The sequence below is a fragment of the Syntrophobotulus glycolicus DSM 8271 genome (assembly GCF_000190635.1).
GTDB classification, from domain to species: domain Bacteria; phylum Bacillota; class Desulfitobacteriia; order Desulfitobacteriales; family Syntrophobotulaceae; genus Syntrophobotulus; species Syntrophobotulus glycolicus.
On record NC_015172.1, the window covers coordinates 1999068 to 2018705 of the forward strand.

The following is a 19638-nucleotide window of genomic DNA, read 5'->3' on the forward strand; positions in this document are numbered from 1 at the left end:
TTTATTAGTCGTTTGATAATCGGAAAATCCACCCCTTATTTTTGCGGATAAGAAAATGGTTGGCGGCAATGACAAAAGCTGAACATTTCGTAGAGGCTACGATTGTTCAGCTTTTTCTTTTATGGGAATTGATCTAATCCATCATTTTGACTAACCAATATCCAGCAGCCTCTATTTTGTCAGCTTATCCATAATTTCCATGATCTCCTCTATTTTTTGGCGTTGATCCCCTTTTGCAAAGGCTTCCTGGACACAGCCGTCCAAATGGGCATGCAGAACTTCTTTGTTTACATTACGCAAGATAGCCTGGGTGGCCATCAGCTGGTTGGATATCTCGATACAATAACGGTCTTCCTCGACCATTTTCAGCAGGCCGTCCAGTTGTCCCCTTGCTGTTTTTAAAAGACGGGTAACCTTCGCTTTATCTGCTCTCATAGACTTGTCCTCCGGATGAGATCATTTGGTTTTACCCAAACAGGCCTTTCTTTTCCGTGATGGAAACCGCTTCAAAACCCACTTCGCTCAGAGCATCCTTAAACACCTGGTCATCAACTTCTTGGCTTAAATGAACGATAGCCTGGTTCTTCTCCAAATTGACCTTAGCCTCTACGCCGTGAATTGCATTCAGGGCTTTTTCTGCCGTAGCCTGACAATGCTCGCAATGCAGTCCGTCAATTTTAATTACCTTTTTCATTGTTTTACACTCCTTACTATAGATGATTAATGGTGGGTCATGATATTATCGTTTACCGCGGAAAACCGGGGCTTAAAGAACTTCAGTCGCAGTGAATTGGATACCACGCAAACCGAACTCATACTCATCGCCGCCGCTGCAAACATCGGACTCAGCTTCCAGCCGAGCAAGAAGTAAAATGTTCCGGCCGCCAGCGGAATTCCAATGACATTATAGAAGAATGCCCAAAACAGGTTCTGCTTGATGTTCCTCATGGTAGCCTTGCTCAATTGAATAGCTGTGACAACATCAAGCAGGTCGCTTTTCATCAGGACAATATCCGCCGACTCAATGGCAATATCGGTCCCTGCCCCGATCGCAATCCCCACATCCGCTCTGACCAGAGCTGGGGCATCATTGATCCCGTCCCCAACCATAGCAACTTTTTTATTCTTACTCTGGATTGTTTGGATTTCATTCTCTTTGTCCTGAGGCAGAACTTCAGCCACTGCTTTGTCAATATTAAGCTGCCTTCTGATCGCTTCAGCCGTTCTTTTGTGATCACCGGTCAGCATCACTACCTCAATGCCCATTGCTTTGAACTGTTCGATCGCTTTGTGACTGGTCGGTTTGACCACATCAGCTACGGCGATAACTCCCAAAAGCTCTCGGTCATCAGCAAAATAAAGCGGTGTTTTGCCGTTTTCCGCCAATGTTTCGGAAGTTTCCCTGAGCGCAGTGACATCAATTTGTCTTTCTTCCATCATGGCGATATTGCCGGCCATGTATTGTTTTCCCCCAACGGCGGCTACAATCCCTTTCCCGGCTATGGCAGTAAAGCTCTCGACATTTTCCAGCTCCAAGCCCCTCTTGATCGCCTCCTCCACAATTGCTTCCGCTAAAGGATGCTCGGAGGGCTTTTCAATGGAAGCGGCAATCTCCAAGAGCTGCTGTTCGGATATCCTACCGGTTACAGCGATATCGGTCAATTTAGGTCTGCCTTCCGTAATGGTCCCCGTCTTGTCCAACACCACGGTATCAATGCTATGGGCAGTCTGTAAAGCTTCGGCCGATTTAATTAATATGCCATTGCTCGCCCCTTTGCCTGTCCCAACCATAATCGCTACCGGAGTAGCCAGACCAAGGGCGCAGGGACAGGAGATAACCAATACCGCAACCCCAATTGACAGTGCAAATTCAACGGATTGTCCCAAAAGCAGCCAAACAGCTGCCGCGATAATGGCAATACAGATGACCACGGGAACAAAGATTCCACTGATTTTATCCGCTAGCTTGGCGATAGGCGCTTTGGAGGAACTTGCCTCCTCAACCAGTTCAATAATCTTGGCCAGGCTGGTATCATCCCCCACTTTTTCCGCTCTAAATTTGAAAAAGCCGGTCTTATTGATCGTTGCCGCAATTACTTTATCCCCAACCTGTTTCTCCACTGGAATGCTTTCACCTGTCAAGGCCGACTGGTCGATAGCCGAGCTGCCTTCAATAATCACTCCGTCTACCGGAATACTCTGTCCCGGTTTGACGATAAGCAAATCACCAACAATAACATCTTCTACCGGAATTTCAATTTCCTTCCCCTCCCGGACAACAACAGCGGTCTTAGGCGCCAGGTCCATCAATTTCGTGATGGCCTCCGAAGTCTTTCCTTTGGATCTCGCCTCAAAGAATTTGCCCAGAGTAATCAAGGTGAGGATTGTTCCCGCCGACTCAAAGTAAATATCCATCAGATAATGATCCAGTGTGTGCATATCGCCATGGCCCAGACTGTAGCCGATCTTGAAAATCGCCAGTATCCCGTAAACAATGGCCGCAGCCGATCCTATGGCGATCAGAGAGTCCATATTGGGTGACCTTTTGATCAGGGCCTTAAAGCCGATCCGGAAATATTTCCGGTTGACGTACACTATAGGTAAAAGCAACAAAAACTGAGTGAAGGCAAATGTGACCCCATTGGCATGACCATGAAAGGCAATCATGATAAATTCCGGGATCGGCAGGCCGAACCAGTCATTCAACATGTGATTCATTGCCAGGTACATCAACGGCAGCCAGAAAAGGAACGACACAATAAGCCGGTATTTCATCTCTTTCATTTCATTTTCCAGTGCGTCGGCAGCTTTCTCACCTTTGGCCGGGGTCTCGGCTTTGCGTACAAACATCGAGGCCTGATATCCGGCATCTACTACAGCCTGAACAATTTTCGCACTGTCGGTTACGGACTCATCATATTCTACTCCCATACTGTTGGTGAGCAAATTAACATTGACAGCCCGGACCCCTTCGACTTTTTTAACAGCCTTGTCCACTCTGGCTGAGCAAGCAGAGCAAGTCATCCCTGTTACCTGAAATTTTTGATTCATATATCCACCTTCTTACCTCCCACCCCCGGAGGGGTGTTTATGATGTAACTATAGAGATTTTCCAATCTGTTGTCAATAGCCTTTCCGTTGACGCAAAAAAAAAATCAGATATTGACCTCCTTTGTTGCAATATTGTCACTGAACCTCCTCTCATGCTCTACAAACAAAATCGTAGGCTTGTACTCAAGCAATACTTCTTCAATTTGGACCCGGGAAATGACATCGATATAGTTAAGTGGTTCATCCCAAATATACAGATGAGCTCGTTCAGCCAAGCTTTTGGCGATCAAAACTTTTTTCTTCTGACCGCTGCTGAATGTTGATATCTCTTTTTCAAACTGAACTCTGGAAAAATCAAGCTTCCTTAATATTGTTTTAAAAAGGCTTTCATTCACATTGTTTTTTGCGGCATAGTCGGTTAAATTTCCCTGAAGATGGGATGTGTCCTGCGGAACATAGGATAATTTAAGCTGGCTCCCTCTCATGAAGCTACCTGTATAGCTTATCTTCTCACCGCAGATGAGTTTAAGAATACTTGATTTTCCTGAACCGTTTTTTCCCATAAGAACAATACGGTCTCCCTGCTCTATCCTGAAATTGATATCTTTGCAGATCATCTTATCCTGGTAAAAAATCGAAATATTTTGCAGTTCAGCAAGCCGGCTTTGAACATAACAAAGCTGAGTAATTTTCAGGTTTTCTGTGTCTTCAATATTTTTGAGCAGTTTGGATTTTTCACGGATAGCAGATTGTTGTCTGTTTTCCATTGATTTGGAGCGTTTCATCATTTTAGCCGCTTTATGGCCAATATACCCTTTATCTGCCTTCGAACCAGAATGTTTTGTTCCGTATTTTGTCTTTTCCACTTCATTTGACCAGCCGCCCGTTCGTTTAGCTGCCTCAGCTAAATGAAAAATATCTTTTTTTAGTTTTTCATTTTCTGCAAGTTCAAAGTTATCCTGTCTTTTTTTATTTTCCCACCAGCTGGAGAAATTACCTTTTTGAATATCGATATTTGTTTTATTAATTGAAAGAATATGATCAATACAGCTATCCAAAAACGATCTGTCATGGGACACCAGAATAAAGCCGCTTTTGCTGTTAAGGTAATTCCCGACAAGCTTTCTTGCAGTCATATCGAGGTGATTGGTCGGTTCATCGATCAACAAAAAGCTGTTTTCCTTAAGAAACAAGGTTGCAAGCAGTACTTTGGTCTGTTCTCCGTTAGATAATGTCCGAAATGGCCGGTACAAGGCCTCTTCAGAAACGTCCAGCAATGACAGTTCCCTCAGCAGTTTCCAGTGAACATAGTCAGGGAAAAGTTCGCCGACTGCATCCAGAGTGGCGATTTCCTGATTTGCCACAACGAATGGGAAATACTCAAAGCTGACATTTGTGGAAATATTGCCTTTATATTCATGTTTGCCAAGCAGCAAATTGAGAAGTGTTGTTTTACCTCTGCCGTTTCTTCCCGTAAAACCCAATTTCCAATCGCTATCTATTTGAAAACTCACATTTTCAAATAGATTGTCATAACTTCCTTCATAGGCAAAGGTCAGATTTGTCACATTGATTAAAGACATCCGTTATCCTCCTGTGCAAAAAAATATGAGCTGCAAGAAAGTTCATTCCTGCAGCTCGAAAATACACAGTAAAACCAAATCCTAAGGACATGATCATGTATAATTTGACTGAAAAGAAATCAGCAACTTTCTTGCCTGAGCACAACAAAAAGCAAATTCTGCAGCAGAATTTTTCGTTTTATTATGCTTAAAATCATTAGCAAGAAAATTTGCGCATCTTTTCATCTCCAATCTCTGATTGCTGATTAAATTCTAACCGATAACGATAAAAAATACCACCCTTTAATCAAAAGCCAGTCCCAAATAACCAAAATCCTCAGGTGTCGTTTCCAAATCGGTTTCCCGGGTCGGCCTGATCATGCCATAGGGGCGGATGACGCCCCCCAATTTTTTGCCTATAAATGCCGGTGTTCGTAACAGATATTCCTTGCCCGGAAATAATTGCATAATGGCTTTAACGGCCCGGGGAAGCCATTCCTCTGAAATAAGAAGTTCTTTAATCACTGCTTTATGGGAACCGGGCATTTCAATGATGCAGCAGCCCTGTTCCCCTTCCGCTTCCAGCCCATAAATATCCGCCCCGGACCACTGGGACAACCTTTTCTGGTAAGCGATATCTTCATTGGTATATGCTGTATATCGTTTACCTTTAAGCTGTTTAGCTCTTCTCAGATTATATTCCCGGGGAGAGATACTTTTTATGATACAGGACGAAGCGCCCTCTGAAAGCAAGTCTGCAAACCGGTCCAGCCATACCTCTCGAATATGGAAACCTTCCCGAAAACCTCGATGGCGATAAAAATCAAAAAGCTGTTCATCAGCTGGAACGAGAACAGCGCAATCCTTCCCGTTTTTTGCCAGGTATTGGTGAGCAAACTCCAATATTTGAGCCCCATACCCTCTGTTCCGGTATTGCGGGTGAGTGGCGAGCGCGTACAGCATACAGGAATTTAGGCTTTGCTGATCAGGGGTAATGATTTTGACCGGCAGCATTGTCAGCATCGACAAAATTTCCTTGTCTTCCAGCAGCAGCAGGGTTTCATTTTCTTTGTAACGATTGGCAAAATAAAAATCAATATACCGTTCACTGTCCCCAAAGCAAAGTTTCCACAATTCTTTTTGCCGGGTTATCTCACCTTTTTGCGCCGGTCTGATTTCATTCACCTGAATTTCACACCCCTTCCACTGAATCATGGCTTCACTTAACCTGCAAATTTACCCCAGGATTTTTCCTCCATTCTGACCGGATGATAAGACAACTTGGCCTTTCTCAGTCCTTCCTGACCCATATCCTCCTCCCGATTGACATAGATCAGTTCAGGATGATTTTCCTGAATAAAAATCGCAAACTCATGGTTGATGATTTGATAGGCGCCCTGTATTTCATCAAATGCTTTTTCAATGTGGATGTCATAAGTATCCGAATTCAGTTTTTCTCCCATAGTATAAGCAATTACTCTTCCTCCGGACCGGATAAGGCCGCCTTCTAAGCCTAACTCGAAAAAATGGTCAAAACATTGGCGTACCGCACAACTTTCATTCTCAAGCTGGATATCATACTGACATTTGCGTCTGTTACACCATTCAACGGTCATTTCCCAGCACTCGCCGATATTCTCGGAAGATACCTGCTCAAAGGCCCAGTTGTTATCCCGCTTGAAATGGTTGATATGGTTGCGTTTGGCGCTGAGATTTCTGCCGGATAATGTTACAAGCTTGTCCAATAAGTAAACATAATCATAGCTGTCCCGCACCTTGGCATATTCAAATTTATCCGGGAACAAGGTGTTGATTTCCGCAATATTCTCATCCGACAGTCCTGCCAGCCTGAATTCATTTCCGGAGCTTGCTGCATCTTCGACCATTGCCTCTAAGACTTTTGGATAGTCCCCCTCGCCTGCCGGATATAAATAATACGGCACTCCTTCCAGGCTCCAACCTTTAACCACCAGGCAATTTTCCAGCTTGGCCACACGATATTGATAGATATTCCCCCAGGCAAACATATTTGTAAAATTGTAATGGCAGCCTGGCCTGTCGGCGGCATTAAGAATAGCATCTATCCACCCTTTATCACTGATCTCTATTTCCTTGAACGTTATCATCTTTACTCTCCTCTTGATCATATAAAAGAAAAAGCCGTATCTTCATGCGGCCGGGTACATCCTGAACATCCCAAACATGCTTATTAAGTTTCCCTCTGTTATTTTAGAATAATCTTTTGATTAGTTCAATTGTAAAATGTCTTGGAGTCTAAAATCTTACACCTCATCATTTTGTTATGGACTTATCATTCGCGTTTTTTTTCTCGCAGATGGTTCCTTTCTTTGTCCCTGCCATATGATAACATAAGCAAAAAAACGCTTATCGAATAATTTCATTTTTTGCAAGCTTCTCGTTCCGTTCGCTCACGGAGAGATAAAGCTGAATATGAAATTCAAGGGGGTAGAAAAATGCCAGGTTGGGCCGATTTAGTCGGTACAAAAGTAAAAGGTTATTCCAGTTTTTCAACACCGGTTGGCAACAGAAGCTTTAAAAAAGCCCAATGTACATGGTATTGTTGGAACAGGGCAAGTTATCAGGCAGGAAAAAAGCTGAGCTTTCATTCCAGCGCCAACGCCTATCAATGGCTGGATGCCGTTGATCAGGCAAACTGTCAGGCCATCAAGGGGAAAATAACTCCTGTTCGCAATTCTATTGCGGTCTATAAAGGTGGCAGTCAAGGGCTAGGCCACCTGTTATATATTGAAGCAGTCGATAATGGCAGAGTCTATTTTAGTGAATCGAATTATACTAAAGGCCGGGATGGAATGTACCAAACTGTAAAAACAGCAGATTTCCTTGGAGAATGGAGAACTCCGCACGTCGAATTGCTAGGTTATATTATTTTATAAGGTGTTTTCTTTGTTTGAATATGTCTCTAATGTAAATTGCCAGGATCATAACACCTTATTGGAACGGTATTGATATGACCCATCGGGCTTTAATTCTTTATCTCTTTAGCAAAATTTACTTCTTTTTTGTATTATTCTCCTGAAATATCTCATCTCCTTCTATATTTTAACACAACAAATGAGGCTGCCTTTGGCCTCCTCATTTGTATTATTACGAATTAGATTTTTAAAACAGCTGCCGTTTTAACCGATTAATACTTTTTATCTAAGTATTAGCCCGATACCGTTTCTTTCCTGTAAAAGCATTGACAATGACAAGGAGGATGACCGCACCGGCCAAAGCGACCAGGAAACTCCAGATATTAAATCCACTGACACCCATTGCCCCAAATAGACTTAAAATCCATCCTCCTATGAAAGCACCTATGATGCCGACTAAGATATTCATTCCTACACCCATTGAAGCATCATTGCCGGTTATTTTACTTGCGACCCATCCTGCAAGACCTCCTAAGATAAGCCAACCGATAATACCCATTGTATTCATCAGGTTCTCCCTCCTTTGTTTGAGAAGTTGTTTTATTAATATAATTTACCCTAAAATTTAAATATTATTTTATAGAAGTTCTCTCAGTTTTTTGAAGGTGCCTTTTTCCTTGTTTTCACCAGTCAACTGAAACAAAAATAATTGTTCAATTCAGAACCTGATATCGGTTATCCCAGCATAAGATCATCCAATTCAGCCATAATACATAACAGCAAGATGTTTATTGGAGGAATCAATATGGTTCTTAGGAGGGATTCATGATGGGTACAAAAAAAAGATCCAGGATAAGAAAATGGATACCTTTGATTATTCTAATCGTGATCCTCTTAGGAATTATTGCGGCCCTGCTTCTGCGTAAAACATCTGTTTCTTATGAAAATGCCCAGGCAAAAGCTGGGGATATCACAACTTACTATTCTTTCTCCGGCAATATCGACACCAAAAACCGTCAGACTGTCTTGGCGGGAAAAATTATGCAGATTTCGGAAATCAGCGTGACAAAAGGCCAAAGCGTAGAAAAGGATGCCCTCCTCCTGAAATCAACTGCCGGAGATCAAATCAAGGCAAAGATCAGCGGTGAAATCGTCAGTATAGATGTTCAAGAAAATGAACAAGTCATGGCCGGCACCAAATTAATGGAGCTTGTAGATTATCACCATTTAGAAGTTGCTGTAAAAGTTGATGAATATGATATTGCAGCTTTAAAAACAGGTCAACAGGCAACGGTTAAAATCGGTGCCGGCAACAAAGAACTTCAGGGCAAAATCGACAGCATATCTCGAGAAGGTCAGATTGCAGACGGAGTGACTTATTTTATGGCGACAATTGTCCTGCCTGAAGATTCAAGTATTAGGATCGGGATGACCGCAGAAGTAAAACTTATCCGCGATCAGGCTAAAGGAGTTGTGACCCTGCCCATGGTTGCCATTCAGTTTGATGAAAACAATAAGCCCTATATCCTCAAAGGAAACGAAACCGAACAGCCTGTCAAAACTGAAATAACTTTAGGAATTAATGATGGGACAACTGTGGAAATTCAGAGTGGCGTTACTGCCGGAGAGACTGTTCTTTATCATCAAACTGCCTTAACAGAGAATACAGGATTTTTAAGGGACAGCGATAATTCCGGCGGCGGAAATATCAATCCTGACGGAGGCAACGGCAATGCCCGAAATACTTAATATGCAAAAGATCTGTAAAAGCTACTATATGGGCGAAGAAGAACTGGAAGTCCTGCATGATATCAATCTAACCATTTGTCATGGCGAATTTTTGTCCGTTCTCGGTCCTTCAGGTTCAGGAAAATCGACATTAATGAATATTATCGGCTGTCTTGATATCCCAACCAAGGGAATATACGTTCTTGCCGGGAATAACATTGATGATCTTGATGAAATTGAACTTGCCCGGGTTCGCAATAAAGAAATAGGTTTTGTCTTTCAAAGCTTTCAGTTGCTGCCCCGTCTGACAGCATTGGAAAATGTGGAGCTTCCCTTAATTTACAAAGGACTGCCCGCTTCAGAACGCAAGAGATTGGTCAAGCAAATTTTGGAACGGGTCGGACTTGCCGAAAAGACACATCATTTGCCTAATCAGTTATCCGGCGGTCAGCAGCAACGGGTAGCGATTGCCCGGGCTTTGGTCACTGGGCCTTCAATTGTCCTTGCCGACGAACCAACCGGGGCTTTGGATCAAAAAACCGGTGAACAGGTCATGGCGCTTTTTGAAGAGTTAAACCACGATGGGCGTACAATTATTATGATTACCCATGACAGCAATATTGCCCGTCATGCCACAAGAGTGGTTCATATTTTGGACGGATACCTGACTGAGTGGGAGGAATGATTTATGCTGTGGGAAAGTATTAAAATGTCCTGGGTAAATATTATTCACAATAAACTTCGTTCCTTTCTCACCATGCTCGGAATCGTGATTGGCGTAGCCTCAATTATTGCTCTGATTACTATAGTGAAAGGCGCCACCGATAGTATCGGCAATCAGGTAACCGAGCTGGGAGCCAATAAGATCATCATTACGGCAACCGGTACTCCGCTTAAACAAGGCCTTAGCCAGGATGATATTGCCAACCTTTCTCTTATCGAAAATATCAGCGGTATTTCTCCTTCGATTTCCGGGAAAACCGCTATTGAATATCATCAAACCGTACTTGATCACGTCACAGTTCAAGGTAAAAACGAGGTCTATTTTAAAACCGATACAAAGCTGCTGAACTCCGGCAGGCCAATCAATATTTTGGATTTGGAAAATAAAAACCGGGTTGTAATCCTCGGCAGCAATATTGTTCAAGAGCTTTTTTATGGGGCCAATCCTTTGGACAAAAATCTGACGATTAATGGGCTTGATTATACGATTATCGGAACACTGGCGGCCTCAAGCGGATTCAGTATGAACTCAACCAATGATCTGGTCATTATCCCTTATACTACCGCCCTGAGCACCCTGGGGGTCAAAAACATCACCAATCTCGATGTATTTTTAATTGATACCAATCTTGCCGATCAAACTGTACTTGACCTAAAAGGAGTACTTAATCCGGCTTTTAACTATAAAGATCAGGCCTACACAATATTTAATATGGGAGATATTATTCAATCCTTTCAATCCATGATGGCGATGATGTCCCTCCTATTGGCCGGGATTGCCGCCATTTCCCTAGTCGTCGGCGGTATTGGTATCATGAACATGATGCTTGTTTCAATCACAGAACGGACAACGGAGATCGGTTTGCGTAAGGCCTTAGGCGCAACCCCCAACCGGATTCAGCTGCAGTTTATTATTGAAGCAATCTTTCTTTCGGTTTTTGGCGGACTCGCAGGTTTAATTTTTGGTGCCCTGATTGCTTATTTTGCCACAGTTTTAATCGGAATAGACTTTACCCTCTCCCCTGCCACTATCTCCCTGGCAGTGGGCTTTTCAGCGGCTGTTGGTATTATCTTTGGGTATATGCCGGCCCGAAAAGCAAGCAGATTAAATCCAATTGATGCCTTAAGGAGCTTATGATACCGTCTTGTTTCTCCCACTGTTTTTAGCTCTATAAAGATTTTTATCCGCATTGTCAATCAATTGTTCATAAGTCATTTTTTCAGAATTTAAAGTATATGTGCCGAAACTTGCTGTAATACAGATATTCTTATTATTGTATCGTATCCTGGCTTTTTCAACAGCTTGTCTGACTTTTTCAGCGACTCTATAAGCGATATTCTCATTAGAATCCGAAAGGACGATTAAAAATTCTTCCCCCCCGTATCTGGCAATCCAATCAGTATTTTTTCTAATATGTTGTTTGATGATCTTGGCGAATTCTCTTAGTACATGATCTCCGGCTAAGTGTCCATAAGTATCATTAATTTTTTTAAAATAATCGATATCAGCCAAGATAACCGATATTGGTTCGTTTTGATTTGAAGCATTGAAAATATCAACAAGAAGTCTTTCTTCTATATAACGTCTGTTATAGGTGTTTGTCAGACTGTCTTTAAGCATTTCCTCGTTCATTTTATTTACTATTCTATTAATCTCCGTGATTGATTTTCCGTTAATACTAAAAATCAAGTCAGACCTGGTCATATCCTTCATCAAGTCGAGATCATAAGGATGAGTGTTCGTGTTAAAATCCATACATAATATATATTTTTTGTTTTCCATATTCGTAAAAACTTTAGAAATTGTTATACAGAGATTGCCCGTAGCCAAAGAAACATAAGGTTCCGTAATATATTTTTTCAATCCTGCCCCTGTCAGTGGATAATAGTATTTTTCCATGGAATGATCTGTTCCAATCATTGCCGAATAAAAGATCAGGTCATCTTTCACTTTATTCTTATCATAAAAACGAATCGTATTACTAATCTGAATTCCGTATTCGTCAAGGATGTACGCACATTCAATCACCTTATTGGCCCAGATAATTTTAAGAAGTCTATGATCAAACTCCTGACAAGACACTGGAACAAGCTCTTTAATTGATTTGTTAACGATCAAATTCAGATTCTTATTCTTTTGTTTTTCGTCCCTGATCTTGCTGCTCATGTATTGATTAAAGCTTCTGCTTAATATTTCAATTTTGTTATTACAAAAAATAGTTGATTCATTGTAGATCTCCTGTGGCTTTGCAAAGAAGTACCCCTGGATCATTTGCCCGCCAAGTCTCAGTATCTGGATCGCTTCTTCCTCTGTTTCAGCTCCTTCGGCAATAACCAGGGCCCCAATCTCATTGGCCAGGTTTACCAGGGATTTAAATACACCCTGTTTGTAATAATCATTATTGATATTTCTGACTAATGAAATATCGATCTTGATCATGTCCGGCTTGATGAGTAGTATCCTATCCATATTTGAAAATCCGGTACCGACATCGTCTATGGCGACCATAAAACCTAATTTACGATAGGTGTCCGTAAACTTTTTCAAAGCCGTATTATCTTGAACCTTTGTTTCATTAATTTCAATCACAATATTTCTTGGGTTTATTTCGTAAGTATTGACCTGGTTCCTTAAATAATTTGAACCTTCCACCTTATCCAATATGGAAGCATCTACATTGATAAACAATAATCTATCATGATTTTTTTGATATAATTCACGAAACGCTTTAATAACTTCTTCCCGGCAAATCCTGTCCAGTTCTAATGTAAGTCCCTCATCACAGGCAGCATTAAACAAAACAGCGGGAGAGATGATTTCATTCGTTCCTGTATTTATCCCGCGTATCAGCCCCTCTACTCCAATAACCATTTTCCTGCTTACTGAGACAACCGGCTGAAAGTGAACGATGACCCTTTTATTCGTTATGATCTCTCGTATATTTGAAATTTCTCGGTTCTTATTCAATAATGGCTGCATAAGGGCACCTCCCGCACATCCTTATCAAGAAAACAAAAACCTATAGAAAAAGTATGCTTCACTTTTTCTATAGGCTCCTTTGCCAAATAAATCTTAAATGATTTTATCTTTATTTACCATCATTATACAATATTCATTTTGATAAAACAATTTGCTCTTTCTGATTTTTATGATAACCCAGTTCGACCTGAGTTGATTAACCAAAAGCTCACTTTTAGCACAATAAAACAAAGAACCCCGGGAGAAACAGGGTTCTTTTTCCAAAGGAGGTTGGGTTTTAGCAGTATTTCCAAAACTAATATACACATTGCGTATTAAGATCATATTATTGTATCGTAAACAATAGGTTAAGATTTTTACTTATCTCTCTTCCTTCTGCTCTATTCTTCTTTGTTCTTCTCCTTTATAGTATAATGGAAATGGAGGATTTGAGATGCAAATATTGAAAAACGACTGGCATGATTTGCTTAATGAAGAATTCCATAAAGATTACTACTTAAAATTGAGACAATTTCTGATTGAAGAATATCGGACAAAGACAATCTATCCGGACAAATATGATATTTTCAATGCCTTGCATTATACCGCTTATCAGAATGTCAAAGTTGTGATCTTGGGACAGGACCCTTATCATGGCCCAAATCAGGCGCATGGTTTAAGTTTCTCTGTTAAACCTGGAGTACAGCCTCCTCCTTCTCTCGTTAATATTTTCCAGGAACTGAACAGCGATTTAGGCTGTCCCATCCCCAATAACGGCTACCTGAAAAAATGGGCCGACCAGGGGGTTATGCTTCTGAATGCCACCTTAACGGTCAGGGCCGGTCAGGCTAACTCCCACAGTACCATTGGCTGGGGGAAATTCACAGATAAGGTTATTGCCGTACTCAATGACCGCCAGGATCCTATCGTCTTCATCCTGTGGGGCAGAAATGCCCAATCCAAATTGAGTATAATTACAGACCCGAGACATTACATATTGAAGTCCGCCCACCCCAGTCCCCTTTCTGCTCACGCCGGCTTCTTCGGCAGCAAACCGTTTTCCAAAGCCAATCAGTTTCTGGCTTCCATTGGTAAGGAGCCTGTCGATTGGCAGATTGAAGATATCCAGGTTTAATCAGATAAAGGAGTAAGAACCCGGTTTGAGCTCTTACTCCTTATACATTCTGACGTTTATATTGATTCCGCTATTTTAATTAGTTCTTCTTTAGGAAAATCTCCTTTCCCCGACATGCTATACAGCACCTGATTCGCTTCCCAATCAATACTGGTATCATCGCTTATTACAGCATTAACACCATTGACTTTTACTTCCTCTATTTTTCCGTCAGTGCCTATTGTATATTTAGTTTCCTCTTTGGAAGCTCTTTGCTGCATAAATATTACTTTTCCGTTCTGCTCATTAACAAAGAACAAGTCTACATAATCCTTGCTTATCTTCCCTTTTTCGCCCTTATACAATTCAGCCCGATCGAATGTATAGTTTTCCGGCAAATAGGCCGGCAGCTTAACATCAAAGGACAGATATCGGGCTAACTGTGAATAATCTTTAATGACTTCTTTCCTTACAGACATTTGTTCACGCGTAACGATTTCTCCATTTGAAAAACCAGTGATTTCTTGACCTTGGGCATTATAAATTCCGCTTCCATCCTGGGGATATTCTTTGATTGCTTGACCATCCTGATTAAAAATCTTTCCTTGCAGATCATTCGGAATAGTCCTGTCTAAATTGCTTGGTTCAGACTGTATAACTGTAATATTACCCAGGGAAATCGCTTTGATTACTTTATCGACAAGGTCTGTTGCGAAGGCTGTTTGCGAGAAGATGCCGCATATTATGGCAAAAGAAGCTGCACTAACAGAAACTTTTTTCAACAGCTTGTTATGACTTCTTTTCTCATTCAAGCTTTTCAGAACTTTATTGGCAACACTTTTTTTATTACTGCTCTTGCTGAAATCATTGCCGGCTAAAGCTTGACTAAATTTCAGCATCTCCTCATATTCTCTGTCTTTTATTTCGGCTTCTGATTCTGTTCCATTGAGATAAGCCTCTAAATCTATTGAGAAATTCTCTTCAAGATATTCTCTCTCTCTCATCATTAAGACTCCTTTTCCATTTCATTTTTCAACTTTCGGATTGCCCGGTATAAAATTACGGCTGTATTACTTTCCGTAATATCGAGTATTTCTGAAATCTCTTTATTTTTGAGGTTGCCTCCAAACTTCAAAGCAATCAGATGCCTTTCTCTTGAGCTTAAGATATTCAAGGATCGTGCAAGGTCATCATTGGTCTCAGCCTTGACAACCAGATCTTCGGGATTTTCCTCCCTGGAAATAAGATTTTGAGGATCATTGATTAACGTAAGCTTTTGCTTTTTTAAACTTCGAAAATAATCAGTTATGACATTTCTGGCTATCGCGAATAACCAGACTTCAAAGGGAGATTTCCGGTCCGAATATGTTTTTATACTCAGCATTGCCTTCTCAAAAACCCGGCTGGTCAGGTCTTCAGCTTCTTCCTTACCGTTGATCCTATAGAAAATATAGTTATAAATTCTTTTATAGTAGGTCTCAAAAATATAGCTGAATCCTTTATCTTTGATTTCCTTACTGATTAATACATTACTTATCGCAATTTGCTCCATCCATCCAAAAACTCCTTCCTTGTTTTTCCTTAGCTAAGGTTCATCTGTTAATACGTTTAAATTGGCTTTTCATTACACGAGTATCAAGAATTTTTTCATAAAAAATAAAACCCTTTTCACTATTTTTATAAAAGGAAAAGGGTTGATCTATTCTTCTTAATAATTACAGGATTATTCTATCCGCACAGCCGTCCCGGAAGCACTGACCATCAGCATGCTTCCGCTTTGGCCCACCACTTCGTAGTCCAGATCAATCCCGACGACAGCATTTGCTCCCAGCTGGACGGCTCGTTCCTCCAGCTCTTTCAACGCCAGATTGCGTGCATCCTGTAATTTTTCTTCATAAGCTGCGGAACGGCCTCCGATCACATCCGTTACTGCGGCAAAGATGTCCCGCACAATATTTGCTCCCATAATGGCTTCTCCGGTGACCACTCCAAAATAGGCCGTAATCTTGTGTCCCTCAACAGACGGGGTAGTTGTCAGGATCATTATAGAATCCTCCTTTATTTTTATCCTGTTTTCCAGTTACATGATAATTCTTCATTAACAAAAAATATATTGTAAACCTATCGGCATTTCGGATTAGAAATCAATTTCTGGTTCCTTTATTTGCAAACATCGCTTTAATCTTATTCCAGACTCCCTTGCCAACCATATTATCGGCAATCTTTATGATTTCCTTGACTTTAATCAAAATATCCCCTTCGCCTGCCCAGTGCCGGCTGATCACTTCCGGAGCAGTATTATTGATGATGGAATTGAGAACAAAAGCCGCAATAGCTACATCGTCAAGATATCCTGCCGGACCAAGAAGGATTTCCGGGATCAGGTCAACCGGTGAAACAAAATAAGCGATTGCTACTGCCAATTTCGCCTTGTCTTCTACATTGACCTCTTGCTCTACGGTCAGTTTACAGAGAAGATGAAACAAGTCGGGGGCAAGCAGGACATATTCCGCAAACCTGTTTGTTTTACCTTCTTCGCTTTTAAAATAATCCCTGATTTTCCCCCTCAAGGATTGATAAAAATCCTCATTGTTCTTCATCATTTCCCTCTTTTCATTTTCCGTTTAAAATCAAAGTTCAAACGTTGATTATCCTGCCAGATCAAACACCCGAAATCATATGTTGACTAATATTATTGTATATTATCAATATATGATAGGCAATAGAAGTACCGGAACATTCAAACGCTCCGGCCTTCCCTTCCGCTTATTTGAAAGATATCTTGCTCTAATCGGTTGTTTTTTTTCTGCTTCTTTTATTGTTCGTCATGATTTCTACCCGGAAGCCTTTCCTGCTTTCACGAACCGTAGCCGCCATGAAGCCAAAGAATATGAGCGACCAGATCCCGCCGGTTAAAATAATCCCCAATCCTATTCGTAACACAGGAAGCCAGAGCAAAGGACGGCTCAAAAGATACAGACCGTAAAGGATAGTGGAGAAAAACTTGCCTTCCAACACGGGAGGTGAAATCACCAGCGCAATGGAGGTGAGCTCTGCAGGGGGGAAAAGATAGCAAAGACTCAATCCTAACAGGAGAATAAAAAGAAAATTAATCAAATACATGATCAGGGAGGCACCTGGAGAAATCCTCATCTGGGGTTTATCCGGGTTAAAGCGGCAGTTATTGATCGAATAGTAAAGTCCGATCGCACTGGAGCCCAAGCTGAGGAGCACCGCGGCTATCGCCAGGACAAAAACCACTCCGGCCGAAACCCCGATTGCCAAAGATGTCCCCACTAACAGGGCTTCCATTAATACCAGAGTAGGCAATACGGCTGCCATTAATTTCCCCCAGATTACCGGCCATCCCGCCAGGGGAACGCTGTTTAACAGCCAGTCGGACTCTCCCTCCCGGCCAAAGGATTGCAGGGCCAGATTGCCGCTCATCATTACAGTATACATCATGAGGATATATAACAAAGAGGTCAGATTAGCCTTGGTGGAAAAAAAGGAAAATTGAGCAATAAAAAAAGCCATAAATATCAGGGGGAGAAGATAGCCAAACCATTCTCTGGCATCCCGTTTGAGGGAAAGCAAATCCTTTTTGGCAACTGCCCACATGCCGGGCCAGGAAGAAGTTTTTGGCGCCGCTTCTTTTTCATAAAGAAAAGCCATTTTCGCAGGAGCTTTATCCTGAGTATTCCGGGTTTCTAAGACCGGGGCCTGTTTTTGACGGCGTCTTCCCCCTTCTCCCTGTCCAAGTGCAATAAATCCCTGCCTGAACCCCCGTTCTAAAAGGGCCATCGAGAACAGAAACATTAAAATACTGCAGATAAAAATCAAAACACTCCAGGCAAATCCGGCAAGAAGGTCTCCTGATACCCCTTTAATCAGAGCGAGTGAAGCCCACCCCCAAGGAAAATAGTTCATGATGGCCAGTGATTGTTCTTTCCCTGTCAGCAAATTACTGATATCCATGGTTCCCTGACTGCTGAGAAGGAGATTGGGAACCTGAAAGATTAAAGCAATGATCAGTCCGGCTACAACCCCAATCAGACCTATTGCTTCTTTACTCCTGTGAGGGGGGACAATACGCATGACAAGAAGATTAATCAGTTCGGCCAAGGCCGCACCCATCAGCCATAGCCCGCAGCCGATCAAGAAAACCAAAACATAAAAAAATACACCGGCATGATAAAGCAGCCCGCAGAAAATTCCCGGCAAAAAAGCAAAAAGTAAAGCAATCAGTAAAGTGCTGCCGAGTACGGAAACGGACTTTACCGCAAATACTACCTTTAATGGGACAGGTGTCATAAAAAGCAGCTCTAAATCCTCGGACATATAAAGAGCCGCAAAAGCGGCAGTAATCCCGAAAAAAATCTGACCGGCCAGCCCGGTCATAAAGATAAAGGCTAAAAAAACCTGTGCTGACTGCAAGGATATGGTTTTTAAGGTCTGATAAGCTACCGTGCTTAAAAGGCCCATCAGAGACAAGAAAACCGCGGCAAGGACAATGATTCCCACAATAGATCCTTTGCGTTGATAACGGATCGAATTGAAAGTTACCCGCATTTGGTTCTTCAGGAGCAAAACAAAATCCCGAAAAAATGACTGTTTTCGAGGTAATTCCGTTAAAGGCGGAGGAAGGATGATCTTGGCGGCCATTACTGTTCCTCCTTCAAGCTTGCAATTAATTCAGCATTCTCTTTGTCGCCGGTCAACTCCAGGAAGATGTCTTCCAGGCTTTCCCCGCCGCGGCCCGTCTCTTGCCGCAGCTCTTCTGGACTGCCCTGAGCAATCAACCGCCCGTTTTTCAAAATACCTACGCGGTGGCACATTCTCTCAGCAATTTCAAGAATATGGGTTGAAACAAAAACTGCCGCTCCCTGCCGGGCCAATTCCTGCAGGATATCTTTCAAAAGCCGGGCACTGGCAGGGTCAAGCCCTACCGTAGGTTCATCCAGGAGGATAACTCTGGGCTGGTGGATCAAAGCCGACGCCAGCACTACCTTCTGTCTCATTCCGTGGGAATAGCCCTCCAAAAGTTCATCTGCCCGATTACTAAGATCGAAGATAGCCAAAAGCTGTTCCACTCTGTCTTTGGCCATGTCCTTCGGAACCCGGTAAAGGGCTGAAATCAGAAACAAAAATTCCCGAGCCGAAAGCTTATTGTAGATTTTCGGCTGGTCAGGTACATATGCGATTAATGCCTTGGCTTGAGCCGGCTGTTTCCGTATCTCATAGCCCCCGATAAAGATTTCTCCTTCACTGGGGTCGAGCAATCCTGTCAACATTTTGATCGTCGTCGTTTTTCCGGCACCGTTCGGCCCTAAAAAACCAAAAATCTCTCCGCTCTTTACCTCCAGGTTCAGGCCGTTTACCACCGGAACAGAACCATAACGTTTAACCAGTTGTTTTGTCTTTATCAGAATGTTATTCATTGATCATTCCTCCTGACTGCTGCCAATCCTATTTTGCCCTACAGGGTCTATTTTTTACATATTTGTTAGTATACCACAAAATGCCCTTTCTTAAATTTGCATTATGGGTTTCAAGCAGAATGATCTTTTCTTGCCGGAAACCGGTACAAATTCTGATCTGGCAACC

At 42.0% G+C, this 19638-nt stretch carries 19 protein-coding genes; 5 read left to right on the forward strand and 14 right to left on the reverse strand.

Annotated elements, in window-relative coordinates:
* Positions 1-171: 171 nt before the first annotated feature.
* The 6 genes from SGLY_RS09890 to SGLY_RS09910 all read right to left on the reverse strand — a co-directional run bounded on the left by SGLY_RS09890 (position 172) and on the right by SGLY_RS09910 (position 6739).
* Positions 172-435, reverse strand: a complete 264-nt coding sequence (locus tag SGLY_RS09890; RefSeq protein WP_013625147.1) for a metal-sensing transcriptional repressor — start codon at positions 433-435, stop codon at positions 172-174.
* Positions 436-466: 31 nt separating this feature from the next.
* Positions 467-694: a heavy-metal-associated domain-containing protein gene (locus SGLY_RS18565; protein ID WP_013625148.1), complete on the reverse strand. Its 228-nt coding sequence runs from the start codon at positions 692-694 to the stop codon at positions 467-469.
* Positions 695-720: 26 nt separating this feature from the next.
* A complete protein-coding gene (locus tag SGLY_RS09895; protein ID WP_013625149.1) occupies positions 721-3051 on the reverse strand; it encodes a heavy metal translocating P-type ATPase in 2331 nt (776 codons plus the stop codon).
* Between the two features lie 104 nt (positions 3052-3155).
* Positions 3156-4634, reverse strand: a complete 1479-nt coding sequence (gene abc-f / locus SGLY_RS09900; protein WP_013625150.1) for a ribosomal protection-like ABC-F family protein — start codon at positions 4632-4634, stop codon at positions 3156-3158.
* A 282-nt stretch (positions 4635-4916) separates the two neighbouring features.
* Positions 4917-5798, reverse strand: a complete 882-nt coding sequence (locus tag SGLY_RS09905; protein WP_041445321.1) for a GNAT family N-acetyltransferase — start codon at positions 5796-5798, stop codon at positions 4917-4919.
* A 38-nt stretch (positions 5799-5836) separates the two neighbouring features.
* The gene (locus SGLY_RS09910; protein ID WP_013625152.1) at positions 5837-6739 is read right to left on the reverse strand and encodes a DUF2156 domain-containing protein; all 903 of its coding nucleotides are present in this window, start codon (positions 6737-6739) and stop codon (positions 5837-5839) included.
* Positions 6740-7087: 348 nt separating this feature from the next.
* On the opposite strand from SGLY_RS09910, the gene SGLY_RS09915 reads away from it, so the two are divergent.
* Entirely contained in the window at positions 7088-7528 is a 441-nt protein-coding gene (locus tag SGLY_RS09915) for a CHAP domain-containing protein (RefSeq protein WP_041444773.1), read from the forward strand.
* Positions 7529-7793: 265 nt separating this feature from the next.
* Here the strand turns inward: SGLY_RS09915 and SGLY_RS09920 are convergent, their stop codons facing one another.
* Positions 7794-8075 carry a GlsB/YeaQ/YmgE family stress response membrane protein gene (locus SGLY_RS09920; RefSeq protein ID WP_013625153.1) on the reverse strand — a complete coding sequence of 94 codons (282 nt, stop codon included), beginning with the start codon at positions 8073-8075 and terminating at the stop codon, positions 7794-7796.
* A gap of 257 nt (positions 8076-8332) precedes the next feature.
* Between SGLY_RS09920 and SGLY_RS09925 the strand changes: the two genes are divergently transcribed.
* From SGLY_RS09925 to SGLY_RS09935, 3 genes are read left to right on the forward strand one after another with little or no spacing between them, the layout of a single operon-like run.
* Positions 8333-9256, forward strand: coding sequence for an efflux RND transporter periplasmic adaptor subunit (locus tag SGLY_RS09925; protein WP_013625154.1), 924 nt, complete (start codon positions 8333-8335; stop codon positions 9254-9256).
* The gene (locus SGLY_RS09930) at positions 9240-9920 is read left to right on the forward strand and encodes an ABC transporter ATP-binding protein (protein ID WP_013625155.1); all 681 of its coding nucleotides are present in this window, start codon (positions 9240-9242) and stop codon (positions 9918-9920) included. Before SGLY_RS09925 ends, SGLY_RS09930 begins: the two co-directional genes overlap by 17 nt.
* Before the next feature lie 3 nt (positions 9921-9923).
* Positions 9924-11096: an ABC transporter permease gene (locus SGLY_RS09935; RefSeq protein ID WP_013625156.1), complete on the forward strand. Its 1173-nt coding sequence runs from the start codon at positions 9924-9926 to the stop codon at positions 11094-11096.
* On the opposite strand, the gene SGLY_RS09940 is transcribed toward SGLY_RS09935, so the two are convergent.
* Positions 11091-12938: an EAL domain-containing protein gene (locus SGLY_RS09940; protein ID WP_013625157.1), complete on the reverse strand. Its 1848-nt coding sequence runs from the start codon at positions 12936-12938 to the stop codon at positions 11091-11093. The two genes, SGLY_RS09935 and SGLY_RS09940, sit on opposite strands and share 6 nt — an antisense overlap.
* Positions 12939-13371: 433 nt before the next feature.
* On the opposite strand from SGLY_RS09940, the gene SGLY_RS09945 reads away from it, so the two are divergent.
* The gene (locus tag SGLY_RS09945) at positions 13372-14052 is read left to right on the forward strand and encodes a uracil-DNA glycosylase (RefSeq protein WP_013625158.1); all 681 of its coding nucleotides are present in this window, start codon (positions 13372-13374) and stop codon (positions 14050-14052) included.
* A 56-nt stretch (positions 14053-14108) separates the two neighbouring features.
* Here SGLY_RS09945 and SGLY_RS09950 read toward each other — a convergent pair whose 3' ends face one another.
* The 6 genes from SGLY_RS09950 to SGLY_RS09975 form a co-directional block, all read right to left on the reverse strand.
* Positions 14109-15035, reverse strand: coding sequence for a DUF4367 domain-containing protein (locus tag SGLY_RS09950; RefSeq protein ID WP_013625159.1), 927 nt, complete (start codon positions 15033-15035; stop codon positions 14109-14111).
* 2 nt (positions 15036-15037) lie between these two features.
* Positions 15038-15583: a sigma-70 family RNA polymerase sigma factor gene (locus SGLY_RS09955; RefSeq protein ID WP_013625160.1), complete on the reverse strand. Its 546-nt coding sequence runs from the start codon at positions 15581-15583 to the stop codon at positions 15038-15040.
* Between the two features lie 171 nt (positions 15584-15754).
* Positions 15755-16075, reverse strand: coding sequence for a heavy metal-binding domain-containing protein (locus tag SGLY_RS09960; RefSeq protein WP_013625161.1), 321 nt, complete (start codon positions 16073-16075; stop codon positions 15755-15757).
* Positions 16076-16175: 100 nt separating this feature from the next.
* On the reverse strand, positions 16176-16631 hold the full coding sequence (locus SGLY_RS09965) for a YkvA family protein (protein WP_013625162.1): 456 nt from the start codon (positions 16629-16631) through the stop codon (positions 16176-16178).
* 187 nt (positions 16632-16818) lie between these two features.
* Positions 16819-18696: a putative ABC transporter permease subunit gene (locus SGLY_RS09970; RefSeq protein WP_013625163.1), complete on the reverse strand. Its 1878-nt coding sequence runs from the start codon at positions 18694-18696 to the stop codon at positions 16819-16821.
* On the reverse strand, positions 18696-19472 hold the full coding sequence (locus tag SGLY_RS09975; protein WP_013625164.1) for an ABC transporter ATP-binding protein: 777 nt from the start codon (positions 19470-19472) through the stop codon (positions 18696-18698). The genes SGLY_RS09970 and SGLY_RS09975 overlap by 1 nt, the downstream gene beginning before the upstream one ends.
* Positions 19473-19638: the final 166 nt, after the last annotated feature.

Excerpts from the sequence above, each read along its gene's own strand:
- SGLY_RS09970 (WP_013625163.1), bottom strand. The coding sequence starts at position 18,696 with ATGGCCGCCAAGATCATCCTTCCTCCGCCTTTAACGGAATTACCTCGA.
- SGLY_RS09890 (WP_013625147.1), bottom strand. The coding sequence starts at position 435 with ATGAGAGCAGATAAAGCGAAGGTTACCCGTCTTTTAAAAACAGCAAGG.
- SGLY_RS09965 (WP_013625162.1), bottom strand. The coding sequence starts at position 16,631 with ATGAAGAACAATGAGGATTTTTATCAATCCTTGAGGGGGAAAATCAGG.
- SGLY_RS09910 (WP_013625152.1), bottom strand. The coding sequence starts at position 6,739 with ATGATAACGTTCAAGGAAATAGAGATCAGTGATAAAGGGTGGATAGAT.
- SGLY_RS09940 (WP_013625157.1), bottom strand. The coding sequence starts at position 12,938 with ATGCAGCCATTATTGAATAAGAACCGAGAAATTTCAAATATACGAGAG.
- SGLY_RS09930 (WP_013625155.1), top strand. The coding sequence starts at position 9,240 with ATGCCCGAAATACTTAATATGCAAAAGATCTGTAAAAGCTACTATATG.
- SGLY_RS18565 (WP_013625148.1), bottom strand. The coding sequence starts at position 694 with ATGAAAAAGGTAATTAAAATTGACGGACTGCATTGCGAGCATTGTCAG.
- SGLY_RS09935 (WP_013625156.1), top strand. The coding sequence starts at position 9,924 with ATGCTGTGGGAAAGTATTAAAATGTCCTGGGTAAATATTATTCACAAT.
- SGLY_RS09945 (WP_013625158.1), top strand. The coding sequence starts at position 13,372 with ATGCAAATATTGAAAAACGACTGGCATGATTTGCTTAATGAAGAATTC.
- abc-f (WP_013625150.1), bottom strand. The coding sequence starts at position 4,634 with ATGTCTTTAATCAATGTGACAAATCTGACCTTTGCCTATGAAGGAAGT.
- SGLY_RS09925 (WP_013625154.1), top strand. The coding sequence starts at position 8,333 with ATGATGGGTACAAAAAAAAGATCCAGGATAAGAAAATGGATACCTTTG.
- SGLY_RS09955 (WP_013625160.1), bottom strand. The coding sequence starts at position 15,583 with ATGGAGCAAATTGCGATAAGTAATGTATTAATCAGTAAGGAAATCAAA.
- SGLY_RS09915 (WP_041444773.1), top strand. The coding sequence starts at position 7,088 with ATGCCAGGTTGGGCCGATTTAGTCGGTACAAAAGTAAAAGGTTATTCC.
- SGLY_RS09920 (WP_013625153.1), bottom strand. The coding sequence starts at position 8,075 with ATGAATACAATGGGTATTATCGGTTGGCTTATCTTAGGAGGTCTTGCA.
- SGLY_RS09950 (WP_013625159.1), bottom strand. The coding sequence starts at position 15,035 with ATGAGAGAGAGAGAATATCTTGAAGAGAATTTCTCAATAGATTTAGAG.
- SGLY_RS09960 (WP_013625161.1), bottom strand. The coding sequence starts at position 16,075 with ATGATCCTGACAACTACCCCGTCTGTTGAGGGACACAAGATTACGGCC.
- SGLY_RS09975 (WP_013625164.1), bottom strand. The coding sequence starts at position 19,472 with ATGAATAACATTCTGATAAAGACAAAACAACTGGTTAAACGTTATGGT.
- SGLY_RS09895 (WP_013625149.1), bottom strand. The coding sequence starts at position 3,051 with ATGAATCAAAAATTTCAGGTAACAGGGATGACTTGCTCTGCTTGCTCA.